General features: G+C 57.2%; 7 protein-coding genes. All 7 read left to right on the top strand.

Annotation, left to right across the window (positions count from 1 at the left end; genetic code table 11):
- Positions 1-779: tyrosine-type recombinase/integrase (locus MGEO_RS19555; RefSeq protein ID WP_085641424.1), on the top strand; the 779-nt coding region annotated here is incomplete at its 5' end.
- Positions 780-1,019: 240 nt separating this feature from the next.
- A complete protein-coding gene (locus MGEO_RS19550) occupies positions 1,020-1,454 on the top strand; it encodes an acyl-CoA thioesterase (protein ID WP_085641422.1) in 435 nt (144 codons plus the stop codon).
- A gap of 566 nt (positions 1,455-2,020) precedes the next feature.
- Positions 2,021-3,226, top strand: coding sequence for an AAA family ATPase (locus MGEO_RS19540; RefSeq protein ID WP_085641420.1), 1,206 nt, complete (start codon positions 2,021-2,023; stop codon positions 3,224-3,226).
- A gap of 891 nt (positions 3,227-4,117) precedes the next feature.
- Entirely contained in the window at positions 4,118-4,681 is a 564-nt protein-coding gene (rfbC, locus tag MGEO_RS19535) for a dTDP-4-dehydrorhamnose 3,5-epimerase (protein WP_085641419.1), read from the top strand.
- Complete coding sequence (rfbB, locus tag MGEO_RS19530) at positions 4,678-5,718, top strand: dTDP-glucose 4,6-dehydratase (RefSeq protein ID WP_085641418.1); 1,041 nt, start codon at positions 4,678-4,680, stop codon at positions 5,716-5,718. Before rfbC ends, rfbB begins: the two co-directional genes overlap by 4 nt.
- Positions 5,719-5,788: 70 nt before the next feature.
- Positions 5,789-6,637: a dTDP-4-dehydrorhamnose reductase gene (gene rfbD, locus MGEO_RS19525; protein WP_085641423.1), complete on the top strand. Its 849-nt coding sequence runs from the start codon at positions 5,789-5,791 to the stop codon at positions 6,635-6,637.
- On the top strand, positions 6,624-7,526 hold the full coding sequence (gene rfbA, locus MGEO_RS19520; RefSeq protein ID WP_085641417.1) for a glucose-1-phosphate thymidylyltransferase RfbA: 903 nt from the start codon (positions 6,624-6,626) through the stop codon (positions 7,524-7,526). The genes rfbD and rfbA overlap by 14 nt, the downstream gene beginning before the upstream one ends.
- Positions 7,527-7,559 lie beyond the last annotated feature (33 nt).

Below are 7,559 nucleotides of genomic sequence, written 5' to 3'. Positions count from 1 at the left end.
CCCTAGCGCGGCCAAAGCTTAGATCGGAAACTCATAAAACAAGCATTCGGCAGCAACTGCAGCTTCACCTCAAGGATTGGATGCGTTTGCCGCTGGATGAGATCAGCAAGGCAATGGTTGTGCGGCGGCATCAGGACATGGCAAAGACGCCATCTGGTGCCAATCACGTCCTACGAAACTTTAGAGCCATCTATAACCATGCGAGACGTACCTATGACCTTCCGGAATGTCCTACGATGGCAATCGAATGGTTTGAGGAAGCACCGGATGGACGTGTAATTGAAGACCTACGGGATTGGCGACGCACGATCGACGGATTGGAAAACCCCATCCACCGGGTATTTTACGAGCTCTTGCTATTCACCGGTCTAAGGAAGTCCGAAGCGTTTACACTGCAATGGTCTCAGGTGCAGGAAGATCGCATTCATCTGCCGATGACAAAGAACGGCCGCAGTTTTGATCTGCCGATCCTGCAGATGCATCATGAGATCCTCGCGCCTGTTCGTGGGCTCAGCCGCCAGTGGGTATTCCCGTCTCCGAAGTCAAAAAAGGGTCACATCACCGGTCCACCTCGTATAAAATACAATCCGCATATGCATCGTCGAACCTTTGCCACGGTGGCCATGGAAGCAGGTGTCTTGGAGGAAGTGGTTGGTCGGCTGCTCAACCATACACCTCTGTCGATAACTGGACAGCGATATGCCCGGCCATCCCTCGATGCACTTAGGCCATCTATGGAGACCGTGTGTGATGAGCTGATGGCTAGGACGCAGGAGTAGCGGGTACCGTTATGGGGGTCACAAACTTGCGCCCGACGGTTCAGATTAGAGATGCATCAGAAGCGGCGACGCTTTGAATAAATTGGTGGGATATGTCCGCTACTGAGACCATCATTTCTTTTGGCTCCAGTGCGCGTACTTACACTCGGCTTGAGTATGTCGGAAGTAAATTGAGGCGTTTGAGCCAAAAAAGGCTAGGCTTAGTTTGCGCTTATTCAATTCACGGCAGGAGCACGTTCAATGAGCGATGATACGGAAGACACGCTGGTTCGAGGGCAACAGCGTGGATCACACGGTCGGCAACAAGATGAAGGTGTGTTGGTAATCCGTGCCATCGCAATGCCAGCAGATACCAATCCTTCAGGAGACATTTTCGGGGGTTGGCTGATGTCCCAGATGGACCTTGCCGCGGGCAATATGGCTGGTCGAGTGTCGCAAGGTCGTAGTGCCACGGTTTCAGTGGAAGCTATGCAGTTCCTGCGCCCGGTCAAAGTCGGCGATGAGGTGACACTGTACGCTACTCTGCGCAAGGTCGGACGCACCTCCATGCGTATTCATGTCGATGCCTGGGCGCGGGCACGGTATTCAGAAAATGCTGAAAAGGTTACGGATGCGGATTTCATTTTCGTAGCTTTGGATGAAAGCGGGGCACCGCGGCCGGTGTTCGAAACCTAGTTCCATTTGAAGTGAAGGCGATAACCAGATCGCCGATTGTCCGTTAACAATTCAGTATTCACCGATGAAAGCGCGCTGCTACTGCACTTCCGAGCATCTCTTCCATCCCCCATGTTGAAGATGTTCGCAAGTGTGGCCGGATTGCACGACTTTCAAGGGCGGGTTCCTTCGTATCCAATTGAATTGAATGGAAAATTTAATTTGGTGAAGAGACGCGGCTGGATCTTCGACAAATATTGTTGCTCCAAAGGGCGATCGGTACTTCCCTAGGTGTGAGTCATCCACAATATTTTGTGGTGTTTTTCGTCCAAGCCGCTAAATGAGGCAATCCCATGCGTGACAACTCTAACCGTAATTTCAATGGACTTGAAAAATGCGTGCAGAGGAAAAAATGCGCTTGTTGCGCCGTGCCGAGGTGGAAGAACAATTCGGGATCCCCGTCCGTTTTCTAGAGCTTGCCGTAAGCCGTGGGAACGGTCCCGCGATTGTCAGACTAGGTCGCTCGGTTCGCTACCGTGTTTGCGACATCCTTGATTGGATCGAGCAGCAGGTGGAGGGCGGCGCGAATGAATAATGTCGCTGATCACCAGATCGCTCGTGCATTGGAAAATGCCGAACGGCTCCCGAACGAGAGTTTTCCCAAATGCGACCAAAGTCCGACCATTAAGGCGACGCCATTCGAGTACAGGGATCCCAAGCTAATCCCACCGAGAGCCTGGATCTACGGACACCATCTGATCCGCAAGAACATCTCGGTTACGGTTGCGCCCGGCGGTGTTGGGAAATCCAGCTTGATGATTGTTCAAGCTCTAGAGCTGGCGAGCGGTCGTGCTCTCTTGGGGCACTTTATTCCGCGTCCGGTGAAGGTGTGGCTTTTCAACCTCGAAGATGAACGCTCTGAACTCGATCGAAGGATCGCCGCAGCAATGTCGCACTATGGTATCCTGCCGGAAGACATTGCCGACCGACTATTTGTCGATACAGGACGCGAGCAAGAACTGATCCTTGCGGCGCAAGAGCGTGACTCGGTTTCTCTTAACAAAGCGGCGCTATGTAGCCTGAAAGAACAAATCCGACTCCGTCAAATTGACGTTCTCATCGTTGATCCATTTGTTTCGTCACACCGGGTGAATGAAATGGATAACGGCAAGATTGACTTGGTTGCGAAGGAGTGGGTTCGCATTGCCGAGGAATGCAACTGTGTCATCGAATTGGTCCACCACACGCGCAAGCTTAATGGGGTGGAGGCAACGTCTGATGCCAGTCGTGGAGCGAGCAGTCTAACCGCTGCTGCGCGTTCTTCACGGGTGCTACAGCGCCTTTCAATGGAAGAACTCGAAAAATCCGGGGTGCGCCAAGACGACTCAACTTACTTCTCGGTCAAAAGGGATAAATCCAATCTGGCGAGTGCTGGCGATAGAGAGACATATCGAACGGTCTCAATTGATCTGGGCCAGGGCGACCAAGTTGGTGTTGTTGAGCGATGGAAGAAGCCCGACTTGTTTCAAGGAGTGGGATTGGACGATTTGCAGCGGGTACAAGAAGCCGTTGGTGGATTAGATCGAAGGTATTCCTGCCAAGCTAGTGACTGGGTAGGTTTCTTAGTTGCCGAGGTGCTGGGACTTGATCTTCCGCAAAACAAAAAGCGGATCAAAAGCATGATCGAGCAATGGTTGTCGTCGGGTGCCTTGGTGAAGGCTGACAAGAGATTTCCAAACGGTAGGACCAGTCCAGTCATCGAAGTTGGAGAATGGGCAATTTCCGGTCCGTGATACCGGTCCATACCACCACCCCTCTATATAGATATAGAGGGGTGGTGGTGGGTTGCGGGCAAACCAGCGTATCTTTGCAGATGTTCTTTCTTCTCAATCAGGTGATTTAAGAGGGGAGGGGTGGGTCAATCTCTTGAAACTTCGCAGGCACCAACCCACACGTCCTCCCACGCGCAGATTTTTTTTCCTGAGAACAATGAAAAATGTGCACAGACAGCCGAGTTATGGCGTAAGCCAAAAATTTAATATGTATTTCAACGCATTGCGGGTTAAGGAATCGCGCGGTCACATCATTTTTCCTGTGTCCGCATGCGCATATTCCACTCAGCAGAATTGAACTAACACGCCACCCATGAACTGCCGGCTTGAGGTTCCCATATTCATAACTCGAGCCCACGTGACACAACGCTGTCGGCGCATGTCCCCTAAAAAAGGTTGTGCTTGCACTGCAGTGTGTGGTCTGATTTGTTGGCTGTTCTCGTCTCCCAGGAACCTCCCGACCCTCCAATCGACGTGGCAAATCTACCCATTTTGGTGCACTATTTAGTGGGTGCAGGCCAGTATGGTGTTAATGAAACACCGAAGACTCAAATCTTCTCCAAATTGTACACAAGAAACATGTGGAATGAAGGCTGGCAAGTGAATATTTTTCATAACTCTCTGAAAAAACAGGAGATTATAACTTGTCAATTTCTTGGATCTAAGGCGGGAAAAGCCAGGAATGTGGATTGCCCGTTACTGAAACACCGAAAGGGGTGGACTGACAATGAGCGGTCTTCAGGTTTTCCGACATGCCAGTTGCTTGAAAAATTTCATTTTTTTGCCTTAACCTGAGCCAATCTCGGTAATATCCGTACTTAACCGGCTTCATCCCGTTTATTCGGAAACCCAATGCTATCAGTGGCCAAAACAAAGCTATCTGGATTGTTGATCCTGACACCGCGGCGCTTTGGCGACGCGCGGGGGTTCTTTGCCGAGACCTGGAACAAGGCGCGCTTTGCGGAAGCGACCGGGGTGGATCCGGTCTTTGTGCAGGACAATCATTCGCTGTCGGCAGAGGTGGGGACCATTCGGGGTCTGCATTATCAGGCGCCTCCACATGGTCAGGGCAAGCTGGTGCGCTGTGGGCGCGGGGCGCTCTATGATGTGGCGGTGGACATAAGGCGCGGCTCTCCGACCTATGGGGCATGGGTGGCTGTGGAGCTTTCGGCCGAGAACGGACGGCAGCTCTGGGTGCCCGAGGGGTTTGCCCATGGGTTCGTGACGCGCGCGCCCGACACCGAGATCGTCTACAAATGCACCGGGTACTATGCGCCGGAGGCGGAAGGGGCTGTGCGTTGGGACAGTGTCGGGATTGATTGGGGTCTGACCGGGGAGCCGGTGTTGTCGGGCAAGGATGCCGAAGCGCCTGCCCTGGGCGAGATCGAGAGCCCGTTCGAGTGGAGTAAAACGTGAAGCTTTTGGTGACAGGAGGGGCCGGGTTCATCGGCTCGGCAGTGGTGCGGCAGGCGATCGGTCAGGGGCATGAGGTGGTGAACCTCGACGCGCTGACCTATGCGGCCTGTCTGGAGAACGTGGCCCCGGTGGTGGATCATCCGGGCTATTCGTTTGTGCAGGGCGATATCCGTGATGCGGCTTTGTTAGAGACTGTTTTTGCGGAGCATCAGCCCGATGCCGTGATGCATCTCGCGGCCGAGAGCCATGTGGACCGGTCCATTGACGGACCCGGTGCCTTCATCGACACGAACGTGGTGGGGACCTATACGCTCTTGCAGGCGGCGCGGCGGTATTGGGAGGCGCAGGGCAAGCCGGAGGGCTTCCGCTTTCACCATATCTCGACCGACGAGGTCTTCGGGTCTCTGGGTGCCGAGGGGCAGTTCACCGAAGAAACCCCCTACGATCCGCGCTCGCCCTATTCGGCCTCAAAGGCGGCGAGCGATCATCTGGTGCGGGCGTGGCATCACACCTACGGGTTGCCCGTGGTGCTGTCGAACTGCTCGAACAATTACGGGCCGTATCACTTCCCGGAAAAGCTGATCCCGGTGGTCATTCTCAATGCGTTGGCGGGCAAGCCGATCCCGGTTTACGGCGCGGGCGAGAATGTGCGCGACTGGCTTTTTGTCGAGGACCATGCCGATGCGCTGCTGACCGTCGTCACGAAGGGACAGGTGGGCCGTTCCTACAATATCGGCGGCGAGAACGAGGCGCGGAATATCGACCTTGTCCGCATGATCTGCGCGCTGATGGACGAGATGGTGCCGGACGGCGCGCCGCATGACCGGCTGATCACCTTTGTCACGGACCGTCCGGGGCATGACCTGCGCTATGCGATCGATCCCAGGCGCATGCGCGGCGAGCTGGGCTGGCGGCCCTCGGTGACCCTGGAAGAGGGCCTGCGCCGCACGGTGCGCTGGTATCTCGACAACCGGGACTGGTGGCAGGCGTTGCAGGACCGTGAGGGTGTCGGGCAGCGGTTGGGGGTCAAGGCATGATGGCTCTTTCATCTTGCCGGATAAACTCCGGGGAGCGCGAGGGGCTGGCCCCTCGCTGGACATGGGCCACATGATCCTGGTCTTTGGCAAAACCGGGCAGGTCGCCACGGAACTCCAGCGGCAGGGCCATGTCACCGCCCTGGGGCGCGATGCGGCGGATCTGTCGGACCCGCAAGCCTGCGCGGCGGTGATCGCCGACCTCAAACCCAGCGTCGTCATCAACGCCGCCGCCTATACCGCCGTGGACAAAGCCGAAGAGGAAGAGGCGCTGGCGCAGCGGATCAACGCCGCCAGCCCCGGCGCGATGGCGGGGGCCTGTGCGCATCTGGATATTCCCTTCCTGCATGTCTCGACCGATTACGTCTTTGACGGCACAGGCCAGCGCGCGTGGATCGAAACAGACCCTGTTGCACCGCAAAACGCCTATGGCCGCACCAAGCTGGCAGGCGAAGAGGCGATCCGCGCCTCGGGCGCACGGCACATCATCCTGCGCACGGCATGGGTGTTCTCGGCCCATGGGGCAAACTTCGTGAAGACCATGCTGCGGCTCAGTGAAACGCGCGACGCACTGAGCGTGGTGGAAGACCAGGTCGGCGGGCCGACCCCGGCTGCCGACATCGCCGCGACGCTGCTGACGCTGGCCGATGCCATGTGCGACGGGGCGACGGGTGGCACCTATCACTATGCCGGTGAACCCCACACCAGCTGGGCCGGCTTTGCGCGGGCGATCTTTGAACAGGCCGGGCGCGATGTGACGGTGACGGGCATCCCCTCGGCGGAGTACCCGACCCCGGCGACACGCCCGCTCAATTCCCGGCTTGATTGCGCCAAACTGGCGACGGATTTCGGGATTACCCCTGCGGACTGGCAGGGCGGTCTGTCACGGGTCTTGAAGGAGTTAACCAGTGAAACAAAGTGAAAGTGCTGCGCGGCATACGCGCAAGGGCATCATCCTCGCCGGCGGGTCGGGCACGCGGCTCTACCCGATCACCATGGGGCTGTCGAAGCAGCTTCTGCCGCTCTACGACAAGCCGATGATCTACTATCCGCTGTCGGTGCTGATGCTGGCGGGCATCCGCGAGATCGCGATCATCACCACGCCGCAGGATCAGGACCAGTTCAAGCGCCTGCTGGGCGACGGATCGCAATGGGGGCTGGCCTTCACCTTCATCGAACAGCCCTCACCCGACGGGCTGGCGCAGGCCTATCTGCTGGCGGAGGATTTTCTGAGCGGTGCCCCAAGCGCAATGGTGCTGGGCGACAACATCTTCTTCGGCCATGGCCTTCCGCAAGTTCTGGCCAGCGCCGATGCGGCAACGACAGGCGGTACGGTGTTCGGCTACCGCGTGGCCGACCCCGAACGCTACGGCGTGGTGGATTTCGCGCCCGATGGCACGGTGAAGACGATCATCGAAAAGCCCGCCAAGGCGCCGTCCCCCTATGCGGTGACCGGTCTCTACTTCCTCGATGGAACCGCACCTGCGCGCGCCGCCAAGGTGACACCCTCGGCGCGGGGCGAGCTGGAGATCACATCGCTTCTGGAGAGCTATCTGGCTGACGGCCAGCTGAGCGTGGAGCTGATGGGGCGCGGCTATGCCTGGCTCGACACCGGCACCCATGCCTCACTGCTGGATGCGGGCAACTTCGTGCGCACGCTTTCCGACCGGCAGGGCCAGCAGATCGGCAGCCCCGACGAGATCGCGTATGAGCAGGGCTGGCTCAACGCCGACGCCCTGCGTAAACGTGCCGAGATGTTCGGGAAGAACGGCTATGGTGCCTATCTGCTCGGCCTGCTGAACGAGGACTGAACCGTCCCTCTCCGGACCACCCGCCACGCTGGG

It is taken from the genome of Marivita geojedonensis, from assembly GCF_002115805.1.
GTDB lineage: Bacteria > Pseudomonadota > Alphaproteobacteria > Rhodobacterales > Rhodobacteraceae > Marivita > Marivita geojedonensis.
The sequence above is the reverse complement of the archived record's forward strand: the minus strand, read 5'-3'. Positions and strand labels throughout refer to the sequence as shown.